The organism is Streptococcus mitis, assembly GCF_047463435.1.
GTDB classification, from domain to species: Bacteria; Bacillota; Bacilli; order Lactobacillales; family Streptococcaceae; genus Streptococcus; species Streptococcus mitis_DS.
In genome coordinates this window covers 18229-42680 of record NZ_JASHDW010000004.1, presented here as the reverse complement: position 1 = coordinate 42680, position 24452 = coordinate 18229, and the positions used below count along the sequence as shown (strand labels likewise).

At 43.5% G+C, this 24452-nt stretch carries 22 protein-coding genes; 1 reads left to right on the top strand and 21 read right to left on the bottom strand.

Annotated features, from left to right (window positions below):
• The first annotated feature begins 7 nt into the window (after positions 1-7).
• A complete protein-coding gene (locus QM843_RS03295) occupies positions 8-3985 on the top strand; it encodes a family 20 glycosylhydrolase (RefSeq protein ID WP_414304532.1) in 3978 nt (1325 codons plus the stop codon).
• A gap of 87 nt (positions 3986-4072) precedes the next feature.
• On the opposite strand, the gene purB is transcribed toward QM843_RS03295, so the two are convergent.
• The 21 genes from purB to QM843_RS03190 form a co-directional block, all read right to left on the bottom strand.
• Positions 4073-5371, bottom strand: coding sequence for an adenylosuccinate lyase (gene purB, locus QM843_RS03290; protein ID WP_414304533.1), 1299 nt, complete (start codon positions 5369-5371; stop codon positions 4073-4075).
• A 63-nt stretch (positions 5372-5434) separates the two neighbouring features.
• The gene (locus QM843_RS03285) at positions 5435-5662 is read right to left on the bottom strand and encodes a phosphoribosylaminoimidazole carboxylase (RefSeq protein WP_265487177.1); all 228 of its coding nucleotides are present in this window, start codon (positions 5660-5662) and stop codon (positions 5435-5437) included.
• 9 nt (positions 5663-5671) lie between these two features.
• Entirely contained in the window at positions 5672-6763 is a 1092-nt protein-coding gene (gene purK / locus QM843_RS03280; RefSeq protein WP_414304534.1) for a 5-(carboxyamino)imidazole ribonucleotide synthase, read from the bottom strand.
• A complete protein-coding gene (purE, locus tag QM843_RS03275) occupies positions 6750-7241 on the bottom strand; it encodes a 5-(carboxyamino)imidazole ribonucleotide mutase (protein ID WP_084953728.1) in 492 nt (163 codons plus the stop codon). Before purE ends, purK begins: the two co-directional genes overlap by 14 nt.
• 190 nt (positions 7242-7431) lie before the next feature.
• Positions 7432-8694, bottom strand: a complete 1263-nt coding sequence (purD, locus tag QM843_RS03270; protein ID WP_060627284.1) for a phosphoribosylamine--glycine ligase — start codon at positions 8692-8694, stop codon at positions 7432-7434.
• A gap of 121 nt (positions 8695-8815) precedes the next feature.
• Positions 8816-10363, bottom strand: a complete 1548-nt coding sequence (gene purH / locus QM843_RS03265) for a bifunctional phosphoribosylaminoimidazolecarboxamide formyltransferase/IMP cyclohydrolase (protein ID WP_084950539.1) — start codon at positions 10361-10363, stop codon at positions 8816-8818.
• Position 10364: 1 nt separating this feature from the next.
• Positions 10365-10829 carry a GNAT family N-acetyltransferase gene (locus QM843_RS03260; RefSeq protein ID WP_031237093.1) on the bottom strand — a complete coding sequence of 155 codons (465 nt, stop codon included), beginning with the start codon at positions 10827-10829 and terminating at the stop codon, positions 10365-10367.
• Positions 10830-10873: 44 nt separating this feature from the next.
• A complete protein-coding gene (gene purN / locus QM843_RS03255; RefSeq protein WP_023947406.1) occupies positions 10874-11425 on the bottom strand; it encodes a phosphoribosylglycinamide formyltransferase in 552 nt (183 codons plus the stop codon).
• A complete protein-coding gene (purM, locus tag QM843_RS03250; protein WP_020903301.1) occupies positions 11422-12444 on the bottom strand; it encodes a phosphoribosylformylglycinamidine cyclo-ligase in 1023 nt (340 codons plus the stop codon). The genes purN and purM overlap by 4 nt, the downstream gene beginning before the upstream one ends.
• 217 nt (positions 12445-12661) lie before the next feature.
• Positions 12662-14104 (bottom strand): amidophosphoribosyltransferase, encoded by a 1443-nt coding sequence (purF, locus tag QM843_RS03245; protein ID WP_023947410.1) that lies wholly within the window; start codon positions 14102-14104, stop codon positions 12662-12664.
• Positions 14105-14197: 93 nt separating this feature from the next.
• The gene (locus tag QM843_RS03240) at positions 14198-17923 is read right to left on the bottom strand and encodes a phosphoribosylformylglycinamidine synthase (RefSeq protein WP_414304535.1); all 3726 of its coding nucleotides are present in this window, start codon (positions 17921-17923) and stop codon (positions 14198-14200) included.
• Between the two features lie 54 nt (positions 17924-17977).
• A complete protein-coding gene (locus QM843_RS03235; protein ID WP_078228447.1) occupies positions 17978-18121 on the bottom strand; it encodes a phosphoribosylaminoimidazolesuccinocarboxamide synthase in 144 nt (47 codons plus the stop codon).
• Between the two features lies 1 nt (position 18122).
• Entirely contained in the window at positions 18123-18830 is a 708-nt protein-coding gene (gene purC, locus QM843_RS03230) for a phosphoribosylaminoimidazolesuccinocarboxamide synthase (protein ID WP_229294829.1), read from the bottom strand.
• A gap of 169 nt (positions 18831-18999) precedes the next feature.
• The gene (gene comB / locus QM843_RS03225; RefSeq protein WP_414304536.1) at positions 19000-20349 is read right to left on the bottom strand and encodes a competence pheromone export protein ComB; all 1350 of its coding nucleotides are present in this window, start codon (positions 20347-20349) and stop codon (positions 19000-19002) included.
• Between the two features lie 12 nt (positions 20350-20361).
• On the bottom strand, positions 20362-22515 hold the full coding sequence (comA, locus tag QM843_RS03220; RefSeq protein WP_414304537.1) for a peptide cleavage/export ABC transporter ComA: 2154 nt from the start codon (positions 22513-22515) through the stop codon (positions 20362-20364).
• 414 nt (positions 22516-22929) lie between these two features.
• Complete coding sequence (locus QM843_RS03215) at positions 22930-23136, bottom strand: hypothetical protein (protein WP_049544737.1); 207 nt, start codon at positions 23134-23136, stop codon at positions 22930-22932.
• 78 nt (positions 23137-23214) lie between these two features.
• Positions 23215-23394, bottom strand: a complete 180-nt coding sequence (locus tag QM843_RS03210) for a hypothetical protein (RefSeq protein ID WP_247947541.1) — start codon at positions 23392-23394, stop codon at positions 23215-23217.
• A gap of 83 nt (positions 23395-23477) precedes the next feature.
• Positions 23478-23678 (bottom strand): hypothetical protein, encoded by a 201-nt coding sequence (locus QM843_RS03205; RefSeq protein ID WP_023940558.1) that lies wholly within the window; start codon positions 23676-23678, stop codon positions 23478-23480.
• Between the two features lie 90 nt (positions 23679-23768).
• Positions 23769-23969 (bottom strand): SPPN_00645 family bacteriocin-like peptide, encoded by a 201-nt coding sequence (locus QM843_RS03200; RefSeq protein ID WP_050207636.1) that lies wholly within the window; start codon positions 23967-23969, stop codon positions 23769-23771.
• A gap of 32 nt (positions 23970-24001) precedes the next feature.
• Positions 24002-24190: a hypothetical protein gene (locus tag QM843_RS03195; protein WP_050967306.1), complete on the bottom strand. Its 189-nt coding sequence runs from the start codon at positions 24188-24190 to the stop codon at positions 24002-24004.
• Between the two features lie 19 nt (positions 24191-24209).
• A complete protein-coding gene (locus tag QM843_RS03190) occupies positions 24210-24374 on the bottom strand; it encodes a class IIb bacteriocin, lactobin A/cerein 7B family (protein ID WP_247947542.1) in 165 nt (54 codons plus the stop codon).
• Positions 24375-24452: the final 78 nt, after the last annotated feature.

The following is a 24452-nucleotide window of genomic DNA, read 5'->3' as shown; positions in this document are numbered from 1 at the left end:
TTTTGCAATGAAACAAGAAAAACAACAACGTTTTTCCATTCGTAAATACGCTGTAGGAGCAGCTTCTGTTCTAATTGGATTTGCCTTCCAAGCACAGGCTGTTGCAGCCGATGGAGTTACTCCTACTACTACGGAAAACCAACCGACCATCCATACGGTTTCCGATTCCCCTCAACCATCCGAAAATCGGACTGAGGAAACACCTAAAGCAGAGCTTCAACCAGAAGCTCCAAAAACTGTAGAAACGGAAACTCCGACTACTGATACGGTAGCTAGTCTTCCAAAAACAGAAGAAAAACCACAAGAGGAAGTTAGTTCAACTCCTAGTGATAAAGAAGAAGTGGTAACTCCAACTTCTGCTGAAAAAGAAACTACCGATAAAAAGGCAGAGGAAACTAGCCCTAAAAAGGAAGTTCCGAAAGAGGCTAATTCTAAAGAGTCGGATACAGATAAGACTGATAAACCAGAAGCTGACAAGGATAAACCAGCTGAAAAAGATGCTAAGAAAGATGAACCGAAAGCAGAGGCTGACAAACCGGCAACAGAGGCAGGAAAGGAAGGTGCTGCAACTGAAAACGAAAAATTAGCTAAACGAAAAATCGTTTCAATTGATGCCGGACGTAAATATTTCTCACCTGAGCAGCTCAAAGAAATCATCGATAAAGCGAAAGAATATGGTTACACAGATCTTCATCTCTTGGTAGGGAACGATGGCCTCCGTTTCATGCTGGATGATATGTCTATGAAAGTGGGCGATAAAACCTACTCGAGTGATGATGTCAAACGCGCCATTGAAAATGGAACAAATGCTTATTACGATGATCCAAATGGTAACCATCTCACTGAAAGTCAGATGACAGATTTGATTAATTATGCCAAAGATAAAGGAATTGGAGTGATTCCAACTGTCAATAGTCCTGGACATATGGATGCTATTCTCCATGCTATGAAAGAACTTGGCATTGAAAATCCTAACTTTGATTATTTTGGTACAAAATCTGAACGAACTGTTGACTTAAATAATAAACAAGCAGTTGATTTTACAAAAACTTTGATTGACAAATACGCTAACTACTTCTCTAAGAAATCTGAAATCTTCAATATTGGTTTAGATGAATATGCCAATGATGCAACCAATGCTAAAGGTTGGAGCGTGCTTCAAGCTGATAAATATTATCCAAATGAAGGCTACCCTGAAAAAGGATATGAGAAATTCATCTCTTACGCCAATGACCTTGCTCGTATTGTAAAATCACACGGTCTCAAACCAATGGCCTTTAACGACGGTATCTACTACAATAGCGACACAAGCTTTGGTAGTTTTGACAAAGATATCATCGTTTCTATGTGGACTGGCGGTTGGGGTGGTTATGACGTTGCTTCTTCTAAACTACTTGCTGAAAAAGGCCACCAAATTCTTAATACCAACGATGCTTGGTACTACGTCCTCGGACGAAACGCTGATGGTCAAGGTTGGTACAATCTCGATCAGGGGCTCAATGGTATTAAAAATACACCAATCACTTCTGTACCCAAAACAGAAGGAGCTGATGTCCCAATCATCGGTGGTATGGTAGCTGCTTGGGCCGATACCCCATCTGCACGTTATTCACCATCTCGCCTCTTCAAACTTATGCGTCATTTTGCAAATGCCAACGCTGAATACTTTGCAGCCAACTACCAACCTGCAGAAAAAGCACTAGAAACTATTCCAAAAGACTCTAACCGCTATACTGCTGAAAGTTTTGCTGCTGTAAAAGAAGCTGAAAAAGCCATCCGTTCACTCGATAGCAACCTCAGCCGTGCTCAACAAGACACGATTGATCAAGCAATCGTAAACCTTCAAGAAGCTATTAAAAACTTGGCCTTAACCCCTGAAGCACAAAAAGAAGAGGATGCTAAACGCGAACTTGAAAAACTGAATAAGAATAAAGTCATTTCCATCGATGCAGGTCGCAAATACTTCTCTCTAGATCAACTCAAACGCATCGTAGACAAGGCGAGTGAGCTCGGCTACTCTGATGCCCACCTCCTTCTAGGAAATGATGGCCTTCGCTTCCTACTCGATGATATGACCATTACTGCCAACGGAAAAACCTATGCTAGTGATGACGTTAAAAAAGCTATTATCGAAGGAACTAAAGCTTACTACGACGATCCAAACGGTACTGCACTGACACAGGCAGAAGTGACAGAACTTGCCAAATACGCTAAGGAAAAAGGTATTGGTCTGATTCCAGCTATTAATAGCCCAGGACATATGGATGCTATGCTGGTCGCCATGGAAAAACTTGGCATCGCGAATCCTCAAGCCAACTTTGATAAGGTCTCAAAAACCACGATGGACCTTGAAAATCAAGAAGCCCTTAACTTTACCAAAGCCCTTATCGGTAAGTATATGGATTACTTTGCTGATAAATCAAAGATATTCAACTATGGTACAGATGAATATGCCAATGATGCGACCAACGCCCAAGGTTGGTACTACCTCAAATGGTATGGACTCTATAACAAGTTCGCAGACTATTCTAACAGCCTTGCTGCTATGGCCAAAGAAAGAGGGCTACAACCAATGGCCTTCAACGATGGCTTCTACTATGAAGACAAGGATGATGCTGAATTCGATAAGGATGTCTTGATTTCTTACTGGTCTAAAGGCTGGTGGGGCTACAACCTTGCTTCACCTCAATATCTAGCAAGCAAGGGTTATAAGTTCTTGAATACCAACGGTGACTGGTACTACATTCTCGGACAAAAACCAGAAGATGGTGGTGGTTTCCTCAAAAAAGCTATTGAGAATACTGGAAAAACACCATTCAATCAACTAGCTTCTACCAAATATCCTGAAGTTGACCTTCCAACAGTTGGAAGTATGCTTTCAATCTGGGCAGATAGACCAAGCGCTGAGTACAAGGAAGAGGAAATCTTTGAACTCATGACTGCCTTTGCTGACCACAACAAAGACTACTTCCGAGCTAATTATAATGCTCTTCGCGAAGAATTAGCTAAAATCCCTACAAACTTAGACGGATACAGCACAGAAAGCCTAGCAGCACTCAAGGCAGCAAAAGATGGACTAAACCTTAACCTCAACCGCAGCAAACAAGCTGAACTAGACGCACTAGTAGGTAAGCTCAAAGCTGCTCTGCAAGGCCTCAAACCAGCTGCAACTCATTCAGGAAGCCTAGATGAAAATGAACTAGCTGCTAATGTTGAAACCAAACCTGAACTAGTTGTGAAGACAGAAAGCATTCCATTTAAAGTCATTCGAAAAGAAAATACGAACCTCCCAGCAGGTCAAGAAAAAGTTGTCAAAGCTGGAGTTCTAGGTGAACGCACTTCTTACGTATCTGTTCTTACTGAAAATGGAAAGACTAGCGAAACCATTCTAGATAGTCAAGTAACCAAAGACCCTGTCGATCAAATTGTGGAATTCGGAGCACCAATTACACATGTCGGCGATGAAAACGGCCTTGCTCCAATCGCAGAAGAAAAACCTAGACTCGACATTCCTAAGGAAGAGCCTAGACGAACAGAAACTCCTTTCAAAGTAGTTGTTGAAAGTGGACCTAAAGCTGAATCTAACTCTGCTAACGGAGTCACTCATCAATTAGCGGATGGTAAAAATAGTAAGCCAGGATGGAAATTAATTGAAAGCAAATGGTATTACTATGATCATTCAGATAAAGCGAAGACCGGTTGGGTTAAAGACGGAGCGTGGTACTACTTAGATGAGACTGGTGTTATGCAAACTGGTTGGCAGAAAGTCAATGGTACATGGTATTATCTTGACAATTCAGGAGCTATGCAAACCGGTTGGGTCAACCAAGGAGATACATGGTATTATCTTGACAATTCAGGTACAATGAAAACTGGTTGGTTCCAAGTCAACGATAAATGGTATTACGCATACCCTTCAGGAGCTTTGGCTGTTAACACAACAATTGATGGTTACACTGTCAATGCCGACGGCGAATGGGTCTAATATCAATACTCATAAAGAAGATTCTGATAGACAAGGAATCAAAAAAGCGAGATGGAAATCTCGCTTTTTATATTCAATATTTGTTGATTAGTCACCAAGTCCAAGACGTTCAAAGATATCATCCACTCGTTTGGTGTAATAAAGAGGGTTGAAGATTTCATCGATTTCTTCTTGAGTGAGGCGAGAAGTTACCTCTGGATCTGCTTCAAGAAGTGGTTTAAAGTCTACTTGATTGTCCCAAGAGTAGGCTGTTTTTGGTTGTACCAAGTCATAGGCTTGCTCACGGGTCATTCCTTTTTCAATCAAGGTCAACATAGCACGTTGACTGAAAATCAAACCAAAAGTCGAGTTCATGTTGCGGATCATGTTTTCTGGGAAGACTGTCAAATTCTTGACAATATTTCCAAAACGGTTGAGCATGTAGTCAATCAAAATAGTCGTATCTGGTGTAATGATGCGCTCAGCTGATGAGTGAGAGATATCACGTTCGTGCCAGAGAGCTACGTTCTCATAGGCAGTAATCATGTGACCACGGATAACACGCGCTAGACCTGTCATGTTCTCAGAACCGATAGGGTTGCGTTTGTGAGGCATTGCAGATGAACCTTTTTGCCCTTTAGCAAAGAATTCTTCCACTTCACGTTGTTCTGATTTTTGCAAACCACGAATCTCAGTCGCCATACGTTCGATAGAAGTCGCAATGCTAGCAAGAACTGCAAAGTACTCAGCGTGAAGGTCACGAGGAAGCACCTGTGTAGAGATTTCTTGAGCACGGATACCCAACTTGTCGCAGACATATTGTTCTACAAATGGTGGGATGTTGGCAAAGTTCCCAACCGCACCAGAAATCTTACCAGCTTCCACACCAGCAGCCGCATGCTCGAAACGCTCGATATTGCGCTTCATTTCGCTATACCAAGTCGCCAATTTAAGACCAAAGGTTGTAGGTTCAGCGTGCACACCGTGGGTACGCCCCATCATGATGGTAAACTTGTGCTCCTTAGCCTTATCAGCGATGATGTTGGTGAAATTTTCAAGGTCACGACGGATGATGTCGTTAGCCTGCTTGTAGAGGTAACCGTAAGCCGTATCCACCACATCAGTTGATGTCAAACCGTAATGGACCCACTTGCGCTCTTCGCCAAGCGTTTCAGAAACCGCACGTGTGAAGGCAACCACATCGTGACGCGTCTCCTGCTCAATCTCCAAGATACGGTCGATGTCAAAGTCCGCTTTTTCACGAATCAAAGACACATCTTCCTTAGGGATTTCCCCCAACTCAGCCCATGCCTCGTCAGCTAGGATTTCCACCTCAAGCCAAGCACGGTATTTATTTTCTTCACTCCAAATGTTCGCCATTTCAGGGCGAGAGTAACGGTCGATCATATTGTTAATTTTTCCTTTCTTCGTAAGCTGTTGGGAATAAGCTATCTAGGTAAACCAAGATTTCTACTCAAACTCCTCTTTTCCAATAAACACAGATGGATAGTGTAGTAATTCATTGAGATCGGTATCCAATGGTAAATCATAAATTGCTAAATAGTTTTCAGGATATAGAGCAACTAGCTTTTCATATTTAGCCTTCACCTTTTCATGATCACTGCTAGCATACAAGACTTCCACGACTGCTCCAGTCTTATCCTTTTCAACAAAAGCGTTAACGATGATTTTAATCATAGACTTGTCCTAAAAATCTATCCCTTTCCCAAACTCTCCCACACTATCCGGCGCATCACTAAACAAAGTCACATGTCCCATTTTGCGGTTGTGCTTCGCTTCTATTTTACCATACATGTGGAGGTGGGCGCTTGGATTTTCTGTGACATATTTTTCAGCAGCCTTGACATGCTGGCCGAGGACATTAAGCATGACGGCTGGCGCATGCAGTTTGATAGCTGGCAATGGTGCTCCGATAACACCTAAGATATGGGTGTCAAACTGGGAGAAGTCGCAGGCTTCGATAGAGTAGTGCCCAGAGTTGTGTGGCCGTGGGGCGATTTCGTTGACAATGATGTCATCAGCTGTCGCAAACATTTCCACACAGAGAGTTCCAGACAAGTTGAGTTGTTCTGCGATTCTCACTGCCATAGTTTTAGCCTTGTCTGCTAGACTTTCTGAAATGCGAGCAGGCACGATGGTCTTAGACAGGATATTGTTGCGGTGGATATTTTCCTGAACTGGGAAAACCGTCACGTTCTTGCCATTTCCTGACACGATGACAGAAATTTCAAGGTCAAAATTAACAAATTCTTCCAAAACGCAGTCGGCTGAATCTGCTAGTACATAGGCTTCTTCCAAGTCTGCTTCTGAACGAATGACCTTTTGCCCATGCCCATCGTAGCCACCTGTCGCAGTCTTGAGAACATAGTTTTTCGACAAGTTGATATCTGCTAAGTCTTGGCTTGAAGTCACAACCTTGTAGGGTGCTACAGTGACTTGAGCCTTGTTTGAAAGAAAGTCCTTTTCAAAAATGCGATTTTGGGAAATGCGGAGCAGATCTGTCCCTTGAGGGAGTTGTCCATCCTTGATGACCGCATCCAAACCATCGGCGTCGACATTTTCAAATTCATAGGTAAGAACATCACAGCGCTCCGCCAACTGACGAAGAGCATCCACATCGTTATAAGGAGCCACGATGATTTCCGCCACGCGAGAGGCCGGGCAATCTGCAGCAGGATCCAGCGCGATAACCTTGTGGCCCATGTAGATAGCAGAAATGGCCATCATTTGACCCAGCTGGCCGCCACCGATAATTCCGATTGTTTTAGATGAGCTCATTTGTCGACTCCTCTGCGATTTTTCCTTGTTCTTCTGCAAAATCTGCCAAAGCTGTCGCGATAGCCTGATCTTCTGCTGAAAGGAGACGAAGGGCAAAGAGGGCAGCGTTTGTCGCTCCTGCTTCACCGATAGCCATTGTCGCAACAGGTACGCCACCCGGCATCTGTACGATAGAGTAAAGCGAGTCCACACCACTAAGGGCACGCGATTTTACGGGCACACCAATGACTGGAAGGGTTGTTTTAGCTGCGACCATACCTGGCAAATGAGCTGCGCCACCTGCACCTGCGATGATGACCTTGATACCACGACTACGCGCTTCTTCGGCATGCTTGAACATAAGGTCAGGTGTGCGATGGGCAGAGACAACCTTCTTTTCGTAAGCTACACCGAAGCGGTCTAGGACTTCTGCTGTTTTTTTCATGGTTGCCCAGTCGGATTTTGAGCCCATGATGATGGAAATTACTGGTTTAGTCATAATTTTTCCTTTTCTTCTTTTTTGATAATGGTCTTAGGTGGTGGGGACGGAAGCAAACCTTCGGTTTCATTCCTAAACTTGGAGCCTAAGGTCTCAAAGTTTCCCCCGACCAGAACATTCACTGTTCTGGTCTTTTCACCACGGCGACCATTATCGTATTTGGCGACTTCGTCGCGTTATTCTTATATCTTTACTTAATCGCCTTGCTTCCGATATCGGTTCGGTAGAAGAGCCCTTCTGTGTTTTGTTTGTCGAGTTGGCTGTAGATGGTGTTTTGGGCTTCTTTGACGGTGTCTGCTGTGGTAACTAGCATATAAACACGTCCACCGTTTGATAGCAGTGCTCTGCTATTTTCCGCAAACTTAGCCCCTGCATAATAGGTGATAATGTCGCCTTCTGTCTTGGCTGGCAACTTGACACCTTTTTCATAGTCTAGCGGATAACCATTGGATGCGACAACCACACCCAGAGTCACACCCTTGTCCGTCCAGGTGATGTTTGGCTCCTTGCTATCCAGAATATCTGTGATATTTTGGGCAAAATCAGAGGTCAGACGAGGCAAGATAATCTGAGTTTCTGGATCTCCGAAGCGAGCATTAAACTCGATGACCTTAGGTCCATCAGCTGTCAAGATAAGCCCTGCGTAAAGAACTCCCAGATATGGACGCCCTTCTTGGATCATGCCCTCTAGGACTAGCTTGACAATAGTCTCCACCGCTGTATCAACTACACTCTGTGGCAAGTGAGGAACTGGTGCATAGGCACCCATACCTCCCGTGTTAGGACCCTTATCGCCATCGTAGGCACGTTTGTGGTCCTGAGCCGTTGGCATGATGTAGAACTTGTCACCATTGACAAAGGCAAAGAGAGAGAACTCCTCCCCGTCAAGGAATTCCTCGATAACCACACGCGCACCTGAATCACCGAATTTATTGTCTAAGAGCATCTCGTGAGCGGCTTCTACTGCTTGCTCAACCGTCTCGGCAACGACGACACCCTTCCCAAGTGCCAAACCATCTGCCTTAACGACGATAGGAGCGTCTTTCTCCTCGATATAAGCCTTGGCTTCCTCAAAATCTGAAAATGTGCCGTAGGCTGCTGTCGGAACGTCGTATTTGACCATGATTTCCTTGGCAAAATCCTTGGACCACTCCAGCTCTGCTGCCAATCTTGTCGGACCAAAGGCTTTGAGCCCAGCTTTGTTAAAATCATCCACAATCCCAGCCGCAAGAGCGTCATCTGGCCCGATAAAGGACCAAGCGATATCATTGGCTTTTGCAAACTCAATCAATTTAGAATGTTCGGAAATAGAGATATTTACCAATTCCAAACCATCCAGAGTCATCCCATCATTCCCAGGAGCAACAAAAACCTTTTCTACTTCTTTTGACTCAAGCAATTTCTTAGCAATCGCATGTTCACGACCACCCGAACCGACAACTAACAGCTTCATTCCTCAACCTCTTTTGCGAATTATTTACTAATATTATACCACAAACGTTCGTTTTAATCTTGTTTCACTCCGCATTTTTACGCAAAAAAGGAAAGAAACTGTTTTCTTCCCTTTAACGTTCTTAATGTCTAAAATGTCTCACTCCTGTGAAGACCATAGTCAAGCCGTATTTGTCAGCAGCTTCAATTGATTCCTGATCACGGACAGACCCACCTGGCTGGATGATGGCCTTGATACCTGCTTTGGCGATTTCTTCCACGTTATCCGCAAATGGGAAGAAGGCATCAGAAGCAAGCACAGCGCCGTCCAGACGGTCTTTAGCTTGGTCAATGGCAATACGGACTGAAGCCACACGATTGGTTTGACCTGGGCCAACACCAAGTGTCATATGGTCGTTGGTCACGATGATACCGTTTGATTTGACATACTTGATAGCCTTCCAAGCAAACTCAAGAGCTGTCGCTTCTGTCTCAGTTGGTTGGCGTTTGGTCACCACTTGCCAGTCAGCTGGGCTTTCCTTGACCACGTCTTGGTTTTGCACCAGAAGTCCACCTACTACGCCTGTGTATTCTGCTTCCACTTCGCTAGCCTCTTGAGCATCAAATGGCAAGGAAAGGATACGCAAGTTTTTCTTTTTATTGGTCAAAATGGCTAGCGCCTCATCGGTATAGCTTGGTGCGATAATGATTTCAAGGAAAACGCCGTGCATCTTCTCAGCTGTCGCAGCATCCACCTCACGGTTGAGAACGACGATACCACCAAAGATAGAAACTGGGTCAGACTCATAAGCGTAGTCCCAAGCTGTTTCGATATCATCAGCTTGACCAATTCCACATGGGTTCATGTGTTTGAGAGCCACAACGGTTGGACGGTCTTTAAAATCACGGATGATACGAATGGCCGCATCAGCGTCACGGATATTATTAAATGACAATTCTTTCCCGTTGAGCTGTTTCGCTGAAGCAATCGAGTAGTCAGTCGGCAAGGCTTTTTGGTAGAAGTCCGCGTCTTGTTGAGGGTTCTCACCGTAACGCATAGCTTGTTTGAGGTCATAGGTCAAAGTGAGCTTTTCAGGTTTGCTTTCCCCCACTTGAGCTGTGAAATACTCTGCAATCAAGGCGTCATAAGCCGCTGTATGACGGAAAACCTTGGCTGCCAAACGTTGGCGAGTTTCATAAGTCGTTTCACCATTGGCTAACAACTCGTCCAAAACCACAGCGTAGTCAGCAGGATCTACCACAACTGTAACACTGGCATGATTTTTCGCTGCTGAACGAAGCATAGATGGCCCGCCGATATCGATATTCTCCACCGCATCAGCGTAAATCACGTCTGGTTTGAGGATGGTTTCCTTAAATGGGTAAAGGTTTACCACAACAAGATCAATGAGCTCAATCTGGTTCTCCTTAGCTGCTTCCAAGTGACTATCCAAGTCACGACGAGCCAAAAGTCCCCCGTGGATATTTGGATGAAGGGTCTTGACACGGCCATCCATCATCTCTGGAAAACCAGTCACATCATCGATGGCAATGGTCTTCACCCCAGCATTATCAAGGGCAACCTTGGTCCCACCTGTCGAGATAATCTCCCAACCAAGTTTTTTGAGTTCTTGGGCAAATTCAACAATGCCCGCTTTATCTGAGACGCTGATTAAAGCTTTTTTCGTCATTCTATTCCTCTTTCTTTAGGTCCAAGCGCATAGCGACTTCGTTATTTTCTTCTATAAATCCTGTTTCCTGAAAACCCAAACTAGTCAACAGGTGCTTCATTTTTTCATTTCCAACCACATAATCTGCGATAATATGATTGCAAGTGCTATCCATCTGAGCCTTTTTGATCAGAACTTCCACAGCTTTTCGTCCATAACCTCTTCCTTGGTACTGTTGGCCAATCATTATCCGCCAGATAAAGTATTCCGCTTCATCCTTGTCTATTTCCAGCAGGAGAAAGCCAACCACTTGCTTATCCCAATAGATCGCCATCGGAAACACATCTTCGTTTTTCCGGTAGAGCCATGCATCAGCTAAAGAGCGTACATTTGGAGCCACGAAACGTGCTCGTTTATCAGCTTCAGATATTTTCAAATCCAGCACTGCCTGAAAACTGCTCTCATCTACTAATTTCAGTTCAATCATTTTTTCTCCCAGCAAGATTGCGCAATCAAAACTTGACTTCGATCTTATTTTCGTGCAACTCCCAAGCTATCCAGAACCTCTGGATACAACTTGTACTCTGCCTCATGAATCCGAGTTTCAAAACTTTCAATCGTATCATCAGCCAGCCGTGGCACACGCACTTGTTTGATAACCTTTCCTGTATCCACACCCGAATCCACCCAGTGAATGGTCACACCAGACTGATCCACGTCAGCATTCCAAGCATCCTCAATCCCATGAGCTCCTGGAAATTCTGGCAAGTATGCTGGATGAATGTTGATAATCCGACCTTCATAAGCTGCTAGTAAAGTAGGCCCAACAATTTTCATGTAGCCTGCTAGACAAACCCAGTCAATCTGGTGCTCTTCCAAGAGTTCGACAAGGGCTGCTTCGTAGTCTGCCTTGTTGTCAAACTCCTTGAGTTCAAAAGCATAGGACAGAACGCCGAGCTTGTCTGCACGTTCGAGCACATAGGCGTCACGATGGTCTGAAAAGACAAACTCTACTGGAAATTGTTCCGCTATCACCTGAAAATTTGAGCCATTACCAGAGGCAAAAACCGCTATTTTTTTCATTTGATGATGACACTTTCGTTTTCTTTCTTGACGATACGACCAATTTCATAGACTGGTTCATCCAACAATTCCTTGATACGACTTACATTTTCAGGGCTAACTGCTAGCATAAGTCCCACACCCATATTGAAGATTTCAAACATTTCTTCGTGTTTGATCTGACCGTATTTCTCAAGAGCTTTGAAAATCGGAAGCACTGGAACTTTGCTTTCATCAATTTCAGCAGCTAGGTCATCCGCAAACATACGAGGGACATTTTCTATAAAGCCACCACCTGTGATATGGGCAATGCCGTTGACCAACCCTTCCTTTATGAGTGGTAAGACAGCCTTGACATAGATACGAGTTGGCTCAAGAAGAACTTCCTTGAGTTGCTTGCCTTCCAATTCTGGCAAGATTTCCTCACCTGTGTAATCCGCAAAGACACGACGGACAAGAGAGTAACCATTGGAATGAATCCCACTTGAAGCAAGTCCGAGAAGAATATCTCCTTCTGCCACCTTTGAACCGTCAATGATTTGAGATTTTTCAGCCACACCGACCGCAAAACCAGCCAAGTCATAGTCATCTTCGCCGTACATGCCAGGCATTTCAGCCGTTTCCCCACCGATGAGGGCTGCTCCAGCCTGCACACAACCTTCTGCTACACCAGCAACCACTTGTTCTAGCTTAGCTGGTTCATTCTTGCCAGTTGCCACATAGTCGAGGAAATAGAGAGGCTCCGCGCCTGCAGCGATGATATCATTGACACACATGGCTACACAGTCCTGACCGATGGTATCGTGCTTGTCGTACTTGATAGCCAGCATGAGCTTGGTTCCGACACCATCAGTTCCTGAAATCAAGACGGGTTCTTTAACCCCAGTCTTTGAAAGGTCAAACATACCACCAAAGCCACCCAGAGCTCCCATGACACCTGCACGCTCCGTACGAGCCACGTGCTTTTTAATCCGTTCAACAACTTCATAACCCGCTTCAACATCCACACCAGATTGAGCGTACGCATTTTTATTTGCCATTTTATTTTTCCTTTTCTTTTTTGGGGAAAGACTGCGACATATTTTTAGATAAACAATTATTTTATCTAAAAATACTAGTCAGGTCTCTAGCTTTGGTCCCATAGGAGAAAGCGTCTACTGACAAATGCTTTAGCTTTTAGTCAGTAGTGAGACGTGGGGCATAAGCATTCTTATTTGTCATCTATTTGTTACTTTTTTTTAATGGAAAATCTGTCATCTATTTGTAAAAACTGGTCTTTTCTTCCAAACTTCTACGATAATCTTCTTCATAGTCATAGAGAGGTGTTGGGTAGTCACCGTCAAAGTAAGCGACACAGAGACCGCCATTTGGCGCATCTGTTTCAATCCCAATCGACTCAATCAAACCTTCAACAGAAAGATAAGTCAGACTGTCCGCCCCAATGATTTGACGCGTTTCTTCGACCGTATGATTAGCCGCAATCAGCTCCTGACGGGTCTGGATATCAATCCCGTAGAAGCATGGATAAGCTAGCGCTGGGCTTCCAATAGCCACGTGAACTTCAGTCGCACCTGCTTCTTTCAAGAGTTGAACGATCCGACGAGAGGTTGTTCCGCGAACGATAGAATCATCCACCATAACCACACGCTTGCCTTTTACAACGCCTGAAACAGCAGAGAGTTTCATCCGCACCCCTTGCTCCCGCAATTCTTGAGTGGGTTGGATAAAGGTACGTTGGGTGTATTGGTTCTTGATGAGGCCCATTTCATTTGGTAGCCCGGACTCTTCCGCAAAGCCCATAGCCGCGCTGAGGGAAGAATTGGGCACACCGACCACGATATCCGCCTCGTGCTTGAATTCACGCGCCAATTGGGCACCCATACGTTTACGTGCCGTATGGACATTGACACCATGAATGTTAGAATCAGGGCGAGCAAAATAGATATACTCCATAGAACAGATTGCTAACTGAGTATCATCTGTATAGCTATCATACTGGATTCCCTTGTCATCAATGATCACAATCTCACCTGGCTTCAAATCACGAATCCATTCAGCACCAATGACCTCAAAAGCACAGGTTTCAGAGGAAACCACCACCGCTCCGTTGGCCATTTTCCCGATAGAAAGCGGACGGAAGCCATTAGGGTCAAGGGCAGCAATCAACTTATCCTCAAACAACAGGATATAGGCAAAGCCACCTTTGACAAGGCTGAGCGCTTCTTTGATTTTACCCATCAGACTAGGATTGTGGCTGCGACGAATGAGGTGAGCTAGGATTTCCGAGTCCGAAGTCGCGCTGAAAATCGCTCCTCTTTGTTCCAGTTCTTTCTTGAGAGAGGCAGCATTGGTCAAGTTTCCATTATGAGCCAAGCCAAACTGCATATCATGAAAACGGAAGAGGAAGGGCTGGATGTTATCTACAGAAGCTTCGCCAGCAGTCGCATAACGCACATGCCCAATCGCACCAGTTCCTGTCAATTTATCTAAGTTAGCAGGATTTCTGAAGACTTCTGATAGAAGACCCATATCACGATGGCGCTTCAATTGTCCCTGATCATTGGAGAGGATTCCTGCCCCCTCCTGACCACGGTGCTGAAGACTATGGAGACCAAAATAGGTCAATTTAGCAGCATCTGGATGTCCCCAGATACCGAAAACACCACATTCTTCATTAAGAGATTTTACTTCGTATGTCATTTTATATACCTAATTTTTATTTGTGTAGCACCAAGAGCTAAATCTACATGACTTTTACATTACTGATACTATCTATTAGAAAATCTGTAAGTCTTATTTTCCAGTAAAGTATTTAACCGCTGACGCGAACAGGTGCTGGTCTTTATTTCCTGGGATGTTTTGGAAAAGACCGTCTTCATAACGTTCTGAGTGTCCCATTTTACCAATGATTTGGCCGTTCTTGCTAGTAATTCCTTCAATGGCATGGACAGAACCATTCGGATTGTACTTAGAGTCCATACTTGGTTTGCCATCAAAGTCAACATATTGGCTGAAGATTTGTCCATTGTCACGGAGTTCAGCGAATTCCTCAGCCGTCACGACAAACTTCCCTTCACCGTGCGATACTGGAATGGCGTGGATATCGCCCACTTGCACCCCAGCCAACCATGGCGAGTTGGTATTGGCAATACGAGTTTCCACCATCTTCGCTACGTGCTGGTTGGCATCATTGTAGAAAAGGGTTGGGCTAGTACTAGTAGCATCTTCAAAGTTTCCGTATGGAAGAAGACCTGATTTGACCAAAGCCTGGAACCCATTACAGATACCGATAATCAAGCCACCACGGGCGATAAAGCTATCAATAGCCGCACGCACTTTTTCATTGAGCAGGATATTGACAATAAATTTAGCCGATCCATCTGGCTCATCTGCAGCTGAGAATCCACCTGCAAAGAAGAGAATGTTAGCCTTACCGATATTGTCAACCATAGTTTCAACTGACTTGACAATAGCTTCTTCATTCAGAGTCACAAATGGCACCAAGTTAACTTCTGCACCTTCTTTTTCAAAGGCCTTAGCTGAGTCATATTCCGAGTTGGTTCCTGGGAAGACTGGGATGTAAACCACAGGTTTTTCAACCTTTTCTTTGGCTTTAATCACAACATCTGATGCCACAGCTGGTACTTCAGCCAGTTCTTTGGCTTGAACAAACTCTGTTGGGTAGACTTCTTCCAATTTGCCTTGGAAGGCACTGTCAAGTTTCTGTCCATCTAGCTTCACACCGTTGACAAGGAGTGTAAAGTCTGCACTTGTTTGACCGATTTTCTCTACTCCAGCAATTTCTTCAGGAGATGTGAAGACAAATCCACCCAATTGAGCTGTCAAAGCCGTTTCAAGTTCAGGCAAGGTTACCTCTGCACCAATATGATTTCCAAAGGTAGCAAGGGCCAAACTTTCAAGCACACCGCCGTATTTGACAGCTGAAGCCGCTGTTACTTTGTGAGCCTTTTGAAGGGCTTCAAACTGAGCAAAATTTTTCTTAATCAAATCAAAATCAATCTCTGTAGCAAGAGCGTGACCTGGGATGTAGTAGATATTTTCCCCAACAGCTTTAAATTCTGGAGAGAGCACATTACGGCTATCTGCCGTCGTCACCCCAAAGGCAACCAAGGTTGGCGGTACTGTCAATTCTTCAAAGGTACCAGACATAGAGTCCTTACCACCGATAGATGGCAAACCAAGCTGAATTTGTGCCTCGATAGAGCCTAGGAGAGCTGCTACTGGCTGACCAAAACGCTCAGCTTGTTTGTCCATGCGCTCGAAATACTCTTGGTAAGAGAAACGAGCCTTAGACCAGTTGGCACCAGCAGCCACCAAACGAGCTGTCGCTTCGATCACCGCATAGGCAGCACCGTGGTATGGAGACCATTCTGCTACATAAGGGTTGAAACCTTGGGCCATAACTGACGCCGTATGAGTCACTCCGTGTTGAACTGGCAATTTCTGAACAGAAGCCTCAGTTGGTGTGAGTTGGTAGCGACCGCCAAGTGGGTGATTGATCGTCGAACGACCAACAGAGCAATCAAAGATGGTCTGCAAACCTTTTTGACTCGCATGGTTGAGGTTAGATAGAACGGTAAGGGTATCTGCTTCCAGTGTTTCTACGCTTGTTGTACGCTCCTCTGGAAGTTTGACGTCCTTGTCCACAACCTTAGCATCGACAACTACGCGCACACCATTGGTATCAAGGAAACGGCGTTCCAAGTCGACAATCGTTTCACCATTCCAGTGCATGACAAGATTTGGTTTTTCAGTCACTGTCGCCACAACAACAGCATCAATATTTTCTTTGTTACATTCTACAACGAAGGCATCTACGTCTTCTGGACGTACCACAACAGCCATCCGTTCTTGAGATTCAGAGATGGCAATTTCAGTACCATTCAATCCTTGGTATTTAAGAGGTACTTTGTTGAGGTCGATTTCAAGACCGTCTGCTAATTCACCGATAGCCACACAGACACCGCCTGCCCCAAAGTCATTAGATTTCTTGATAAGACGAGTGACATTGCCATTACGGAAAAGGCGTTGAATCTTGCGTTCTTCGATAGCATTCCCTTTTTGAACTTCAGCTCCAGCAGTTTCCACAGACTCAACTGTTTGAACCTTAGAAGAACCTGTCGCACCACCGACACCGTCACGTCCAGTCTTACCACCAAGAAGGATAATGACATCACCCGCTTCCGGTTTTTCTCGGACGACGTTGCCCTTAGGAGCCGCACCAACAACAGCACCTAGCTCCATGCGTTTAGCTACAAATCCTGGGTGGAAATACTCGCGAACGTAGGTTGTTGCAAGCCCAATCTGGTTACCGTATGAAGAATAACCATGAGCCGCTGTCTTAGAAATGACCTGTTGTGGCAATTTCCCAGCGCGAGTTTCTGAAATCGGTGCTGTAATATCACCAGCACCTGAGATCCGCATGGCTTGGTAAACATATGAGCGACCTGACAATGGGTCACGAATGGCTCCACCGATACAGGTAGCAGCCCCACCAAATGGCTCAATTTCCGTTGGGTGGTTGTGAGTTTCATTCTTGAACATGAGGAGCCATGGCTCTTTCACACCATCAATATCCACTTCGATTTCTACTGAGCAAGCATTGATTTCGTCTGACACTTCCATATCATCCAAACGTCCATTAGCACGCTCATAACGACCGAAAATAGTCGCCATATCCATCAAGGTTTGAGGTTTTTCAGAACGCCCCAACTCATCACGCATGGCAATATACTTGTCATAGGTTGACTGCAATTGCTTTTGAAATTTAGAAGCTGAAAAGTCGATGTGTTTCAACTCTGTCTCAAAAGTTGTGTGACGGCAGTGGTCAGACCAGTAAGTATCCAAAACCTTGAGCTCTGTCTCAGTTGGCACGCGCCCGATTGACTTGAAATATTCTTGGATAAAGAGCAAATCATCCACTTCCATGGCCATCCCTTGCTCGGCCTTGTAGCGAGCAAAGTCTTCTGCTGTATAGCTTTCAAAGAAAGTCAATTTAGGAATGGTCTTGTCTGACTCTGAAAATTCCTGCTTGGCAATCCCTGTCGTGATGTCCTTGAAACGAGAATCAACTGGATTGAGCAAATAGTTCTTGACTGCTTCTAACTCAGTCGCATCAATATCTTTATTGACCAAGTAAAGTTGAGCTGTATTGACCGTCACATCACTCGAACTTCCCAACAAAAGCAAGGCTTCCTGTGAAGATGCTGCACGCTGGTCAAACTGCCCTGGCAGGCTTTCAATGGCAAAGAAAGCATAGTTGGCAAGATCCGCCTGTACAGCAGCTTCATCCAAGACATGGTCTGTCACCTGCTCAGAGAAGATGTGTTTCTCTGCAGGTGCAAACAGGTCCTCTGCCAAGTCAAATACATCATACACTTGCACGATGCGAATACTTTTCAAGCTTGAAAGTCCCAAGTTGTGCTGGAGTTCTCTCACCAAACTCTCTGACTTGACCTGAAAATCAGCCTTTTTTTCAACAAAAATACGTTTATCCATCAATCCTTATTCCTTTATTTCAGCTTTTACAATGTTCCAACGACCTTGAGGTTGTTATTTCAAACCCTGCAACTTTTCCCAGACAATCTCGTAAACATCTGTTAGTTCTCCCAATCCCCTACGGAGTGAAAAGGTCTGGGGGACCTTTTCAGCCTGAGTCCTTTTAGTTGAGAGACGAAGGTTTTCCGTTGCAAACAGATTATTTCAAACCTTGCAGCTTCTCCCAAACAACTTCATAAACATCGGTTAATTCACCTAGTCCCCTACGGAAAACATCCTTATCCATGTGGTTGCCATCTGCATCCCACAAACGGCAATTATCTGGTGAAAATTCATCTGCCAAGATAATCTTGCCATCCTTGTCAAAACCGAACTCTAGCTTAAAGTCAATCAACTTAAGCCCAATCTCAGCAAACCAGCCTTTCAAAAGTTCATTGATACGACGGGTTTCTTCCTTCAAGTAGGCAATCTGCTGGTCATCCGCAATCTGTAGGAATTTCACATGCTCATCATTGATGAATGGATCATCCAAATCATCATTTTTGTAGTAAAATTCGACAATCGGAGTCTCAAATGCGATTCCTTCGTCTACACCAAAACGTTTTGAAAAGGAACCAGCAGTATAGTTGCGGAGCACGACTTCCAAAGGAATAATCTTAACCTTTTTATTGAGTTGTTCCGTGTCTGAAAGTTTCTCCACAAAGTGAGTCGCCACACCAGCCGCATTTAATTTCTCAAAAATAAAAGATGAAATCTGATTATTCAACACTCCCTTACCTGCAATCTGCTCCTTCTTGACACCATTGAAAGCAGTCGCCTGGTCCTTGTAAGTTGAAATAATAAGATTTTCATCCTCAGTTGTATAGATATCTTTAGCTTTTCCCGAATAGATCAATTGTTTTGACATTTTAAAGTTCGCCTTTCGTATTACTTGAGCACATTCTACCATAAAAAGCCTAAAATTACAAGAATTTAACCGAATAAATAACGTAGTAACCTCAAAAATCATAAAGAAAAAACCGCAAGAAGAATCTTTCTCACAGTTTTAAAATCATTTAACTCTAAAAATACGAACATTACTCTTTGTTCAAAAATTGATCCAAATAATAACGCAGGTAACTTTTCTTGCCCGTAATCATCTGCAGGCGACCTTCCACCCCATACCGAAGTTTTTCAGCCTGCTCCGAAGTTAGATTAGTCTCCACCTCAATTTTAAAGAAATTCCCTTTCTCAGTCTTAGTAGCTGTCGCATCAATACTTGTAATAGTAGAATCTAGGAAAAGTTGATTCTTGGCATCATGAGTAGTCGTATAGCGAACAGAATCACCGACCTTGATCCTTGCTACATCCTTTGAACTGAGATAAGCTGTTAGTTTGGCTTTCCTTTCTTTTTCCAAGGATGGATAGAGTTGAGCTAGTAGGGTACCTTCTGCTACCATGGTAGAATCACTGGTCTCAGGATTAAGATGAAGCACCCCATCCTCACTCGCCATAATTTTCCCCTTGTCTAAAAGATTTCCCTGTACCTTCTTACCTGACTCTGCCTCCAAGATTTTCTGGTCTAGAAGGGTCAATTCCTGACCGACCTTAGCCAAATGTTGGGATTTAAGAGATTCCAATTGACTGCTTAAACCTGACGCATAGGCTTGCTGGGTACCTGAACCTGCATACTGGACACGGTAAGTAGCAAGACTAGATTCTAACTGAGAAAGCTGTGCTTCAACCTGCGCAACAGCCTGGGATTTAGCTTGCGGATTTTCCTCACCCTGAGACTTGTAGGACTGGTAGAGAGAGTAGGCTAGATTCTGACTGGCCAAGGAAGCGCCTGTTTCAATAGCTGACTTAGCTGTCTGGTAATCGCGAATTTTAGCCTCTGTTTGGCTGATGAGGTTGCCGATTTCGACTTGGGTTTGGCTAGCTGCTGCATTCTGGGACGCGATGCTCTCATTTTGTTGCGATGTACTAGCCCTAAGACTGCCTGCTTGACTGATGTAGTCGCGAAAGGTGGCTTGGTAGCCAAACTTATCCTCCTCTGGAAAGTAATCCGTCCCTTCTTGCAGGCTCTTTTGCAAATACTCCAATTGCTTTTTTTGATCCTTAAGCATGTCCAACTGACTGGCATAGGCCTCCGCTTGGACACCCTCTGCCCCTTCTTGATATTGAACCAACAGTTCTCCCTTTTTTACCAGCTTATTTTCTTCCAAATGATTAACAAGAATGCGATTGTTGCTAGTTGACTGGATATTTGCCAGGATACGACTAGGCTCAACAGTAGCTCTAGTAGACAAACTCATCTCCTTCTCTGCAAATGTTGCAAATCCAAGCAAAAACACGAGCAGAAGCGACATGGGGACAATCACCCGACTGGAAAAATTATGGTAACGACGATTATAAAACTCCGCACTTTCTAAAAATTCTGGTTTCATCCTCTCCTCTTTCTAGCTATTCACCAAATGGGCGTAAAAGCCACCTTGTGCAAGCAAATCAGCATGCTTTCCTTCTTCAACAATCTTGCCCTGATCCAAGACAACAACCTTCTCTGTCCGCTCAGCAATGGTCAAGCGGTGAGCGATGAAAATCAAGGTCTTATCTAAAGCCATAAGATTATCGACAATTCGCTTCTCTGTCAGAATATCCAAACTGCTGGTCGCCTCATCCAAGATCAAGACCGGCGCATCTGTCAAGAGAGCACGTGCCAGAGCAATTCTCTGACGTTGACCACCTGAGATCCCTGCCCCATCCGAAGTCAATTCTGTCTGGTAATTCAGTGGCATGCGCTCAATGTCCTCCCGAATCTCTGCCAATTCGACCGCCCGTAAGATATCTTCCTGTGTCGTCCCCTCCTTGGCTCCCAAAAGAAGATTGTCCAAAATCGTTCCGTTAAAGACATAGGGCTGTTGAGGCAGATAGTTGATATACTGGCGCAAGGCCTTTTTATCAATCTGATTGAGATTGACACCACCCAGACTAATCTCCCCTTGACTTGGGTCGTAAAAATTAACCATCATCTTGGCCAAGGTCGTCTTACCTGACCCTGAAATCCCCACAAAAGCCACCTTAGAACCTTGGGGAATGGTCAAATTGATATCCAACAAGACGTCTCGACCATAGCCATACTTGTAAGAAACCTGCTTGAAGGTCATATCTCCCTTCATCAAGCTCAAATCCTCAACCGTTTTCTTCTCCTCAAACTCCGAAGCTACCAGATATACTTCATTTAGACGGTTATTGGCAACCTGTGCTGTCTGAAGCTTGGTTTGCAGATTGATGATATTTTCCAAAGGATTTGTAAAGTAAACCAGCAAGGTATTATAGGTAATCAACTGCCCCAAACTCATCTTGCCATCCATGACCAGAACAGCTCCCATCCAGAGAATGCCGACATTGAGTAAGAGATGGGCAACTTTTTTCAGAGCCTTTTGCTGACTCTCTGCCCGACTATAGGTAAAGGATTTTTTCAGATAATCCACAAATTCCTTGTCAATCTTTTGGTAACGCTGACTTTCACTGGTCAAAGACTTGATAGTCTCAATACCGTTGATGTCCTCAATGATAGAAGAAGACAGAACCGCATTGGCTTCCATGGTATCCCGATTCATCTTTTCAAACGGCTTCATAAAGGCAAAGATGATCACTGTATAGATAGGAAGTGCCAATAAGGTCATGAAAAAGAGATTGGTATTTTGTGAAAATAAAACAAGAGAAATAATGACAACCGTTGACACATCTAGGAAAATCGAAAGAATGGTCGAAGCCAGCGCATCAATGATACTGTTAGCATCTGTAAAACGAGACACGATTTCCCCTGTCCTGCGTGTCGCAAAAAAGGACATAGGCAGGTGAAAAACATGTTTGATATAGGATAAAATCACGTCAATCGACAAGCGTTGCCCCAAAACAAGTAAGAGATACTCCTGAGCGTAAGACAAGATCTGCTGGAGAATATAGACGATGACCAGTCCAATAGAAATAATCCCAAGCGTCGAACGCATCTGATCTGGCACATAGGTATCAATGATAGACTGCAGATAATAAGAACCCACAATGTTAATCAGGGTCACCAAAAGTGTCGCTAGGACGATGTTGGCAATCAAGCCACGCTGCTTCACTAATATAGGGATAAAAGAGAGCAGGCCATTCTTTTGATCCTTATGAGGCTTGTAGTCTGGACTAGGTGCCATAAAAAGAGTCACTCCTGTCCATTCTTCCGCAAAACGCTCACGTGGCAGTTTGGTCAATTTCACCCCAGGATCTGGATCGGCAATATGAATGCTATCCTTATCCTGACCAATTACCACATAGTAGTGGAGCAATTTTCCTTCCTTAAGCACATGAGCAACAAAAGGAAAGGTCAAATCTGGCAAGTCAAAAAGCGTCATATCCGCCTTAATGGCTCGCGTCTCAAAACCAATCTCCTCTGCCACCTTGACCAAGCCCAAAGCCGTCGTCCCATCCATGGTCGTCTTAGCCAATTCTCGCAAGTGAGCCAAAGAATAATAGCTACCATAGTAGCCAAAAACCATGGCTAATGAAGCTACACCGCAATCCATCTGATCTACCTGCGGACGATAGTGACGTTTCCCAAATTTCATATTCATCTCCTTTTTCCTAAACTCATCTGATAATATCTATCTTACCCCAATTCCCAAACAAAAACTGGACTTCTTCCCCAAATGCGCCTATCTACCTCCCAACTGCACTTTTGGGATAAAAAAATAGGCAGAACAAATGTCCTGCCTACTAAAAATATGGTATGAAAGGAAAGTGATTTTTTACTGACACCCTAGGCAAGCTTGGGACAAATAAATCATTGGTAGTAACATTTACAACATCCTATTCATTACTTCAATTACTAATGTCCCTGCTATTTCTAAGCCACCTCTGGTATAATCTATTCCTAGTCAGAATAGATAACACCGTTCTAAATTACGATTCATAGTTACTCCTTTTTTTTGATTCGTTACTATAAGACACCTATTCCCTATAGAGCGTCTACCGCTTCAAATCTATCTATTCTTTTTTTCTTTACTTCTGTATAAAAGAATGAAGACCATCATAAATAATGCAACCGTGGGTATATTAAAATTATCAAACCAAGTAGGTAAAGATACTTTATTTATGTCAGCCACTAATCTGATGATGATATAAGACATTGAACTAAGTAATACCATGATTTCAGGCAAAACTTTCAATACTGATTTAACGAATTTCATATTAAACTCCAATGTGGTGCATTCTTAGATTCTACTCTAACCATTTTCAGCGAAGACTAACAAGTCATTCTTAACTGCTCACTCTACTTGCTTTTTATTGGCCTTATATCCTAGATAAAAGAGCCCAAATAAAACAGGGTAAATTTCTGGATAAAATAGGGTATTGGTTGGATTTCTCAAAATCAAATACGTTGCGATGTAGATTATGAGCGATACGATAAAATACCCCTCAGCAAAACCTAATAAAAATGTTTTCATGTTAGACTCCTATTTACCTGACAAGAATGGCGGAAAAACGCTGCCATTCACATGCACCAAATCCTTTTGATTCATGTTCGTCATTACTCCTTTGTATTATATTTTATTGCTATGTAAATGATTAAAATGAGTATTGGATAAGTAAATACTTCTGAAATATCCATAAAATTTACACTATACTGTCCTGATAATATTTTATAGTCAATTAAAATTTGAACGATAGTAAAAATAATACGTAGCGATAACAATACCCCTAATAATATCACTTCTTTTTTTAAAAACATAGAAATGCCTCTCTGACTACAATCAGATTATGGTCTATTCGAAAAAGAATTCAAAAATATAATATATGATGTCAATTTTAATAAACTATATTAATAAAATGCATTGTAAACATTTCGCCCAAATGCTCTACCAGCATTATAGATACCACCGAAAAATCTTCCCGTACTATCAATCACTTTATGGACATCGATGTTAATATTACCTCTCCATGACACTCGACCGCCCTCTACTGTTGCTAAATCTTTTTCTGTGAGACTTGTAAATCTTTCTTCAATTTTTATCATATTCATTGTATTTGTTCCTCTTTATCTATAATTTTTTATTAAAATAAATAATTGTAAACCATTTCGCCAAACTTCTGTCCCGCCCAATAAACCGGTCCTAAAAGTAATGTCCCTAAAGCATAAACCCCAACTACTCCAACTATGAAAATCAATACTTTTACAGGAATTGACTGCAAACTGTAAAAGGTCTCTACCCTAGTAATCCAACTTTCTATCATGCGTTCCATCAGCGCTCTTCCTTCCCTGTTAACGTCCACGACGCTTAGCATGTGCTCCTGAAGCACCATCTACCGCACCCAATAAAAACGTTCCTGCAATTGCGACTCCTCCAACTACTACCAGACCAATTAGCAAACCTCCTTCTACATCGGCCATTTCCTCATGACTCATTACATGAAAACGATCTTCCATATTTTTAAATTTTTCCATCTTATTCTCCTTTTTTGATTATTAACAATTGAAAAAGGTAGTTTTTTGTCTTTCCTTTTT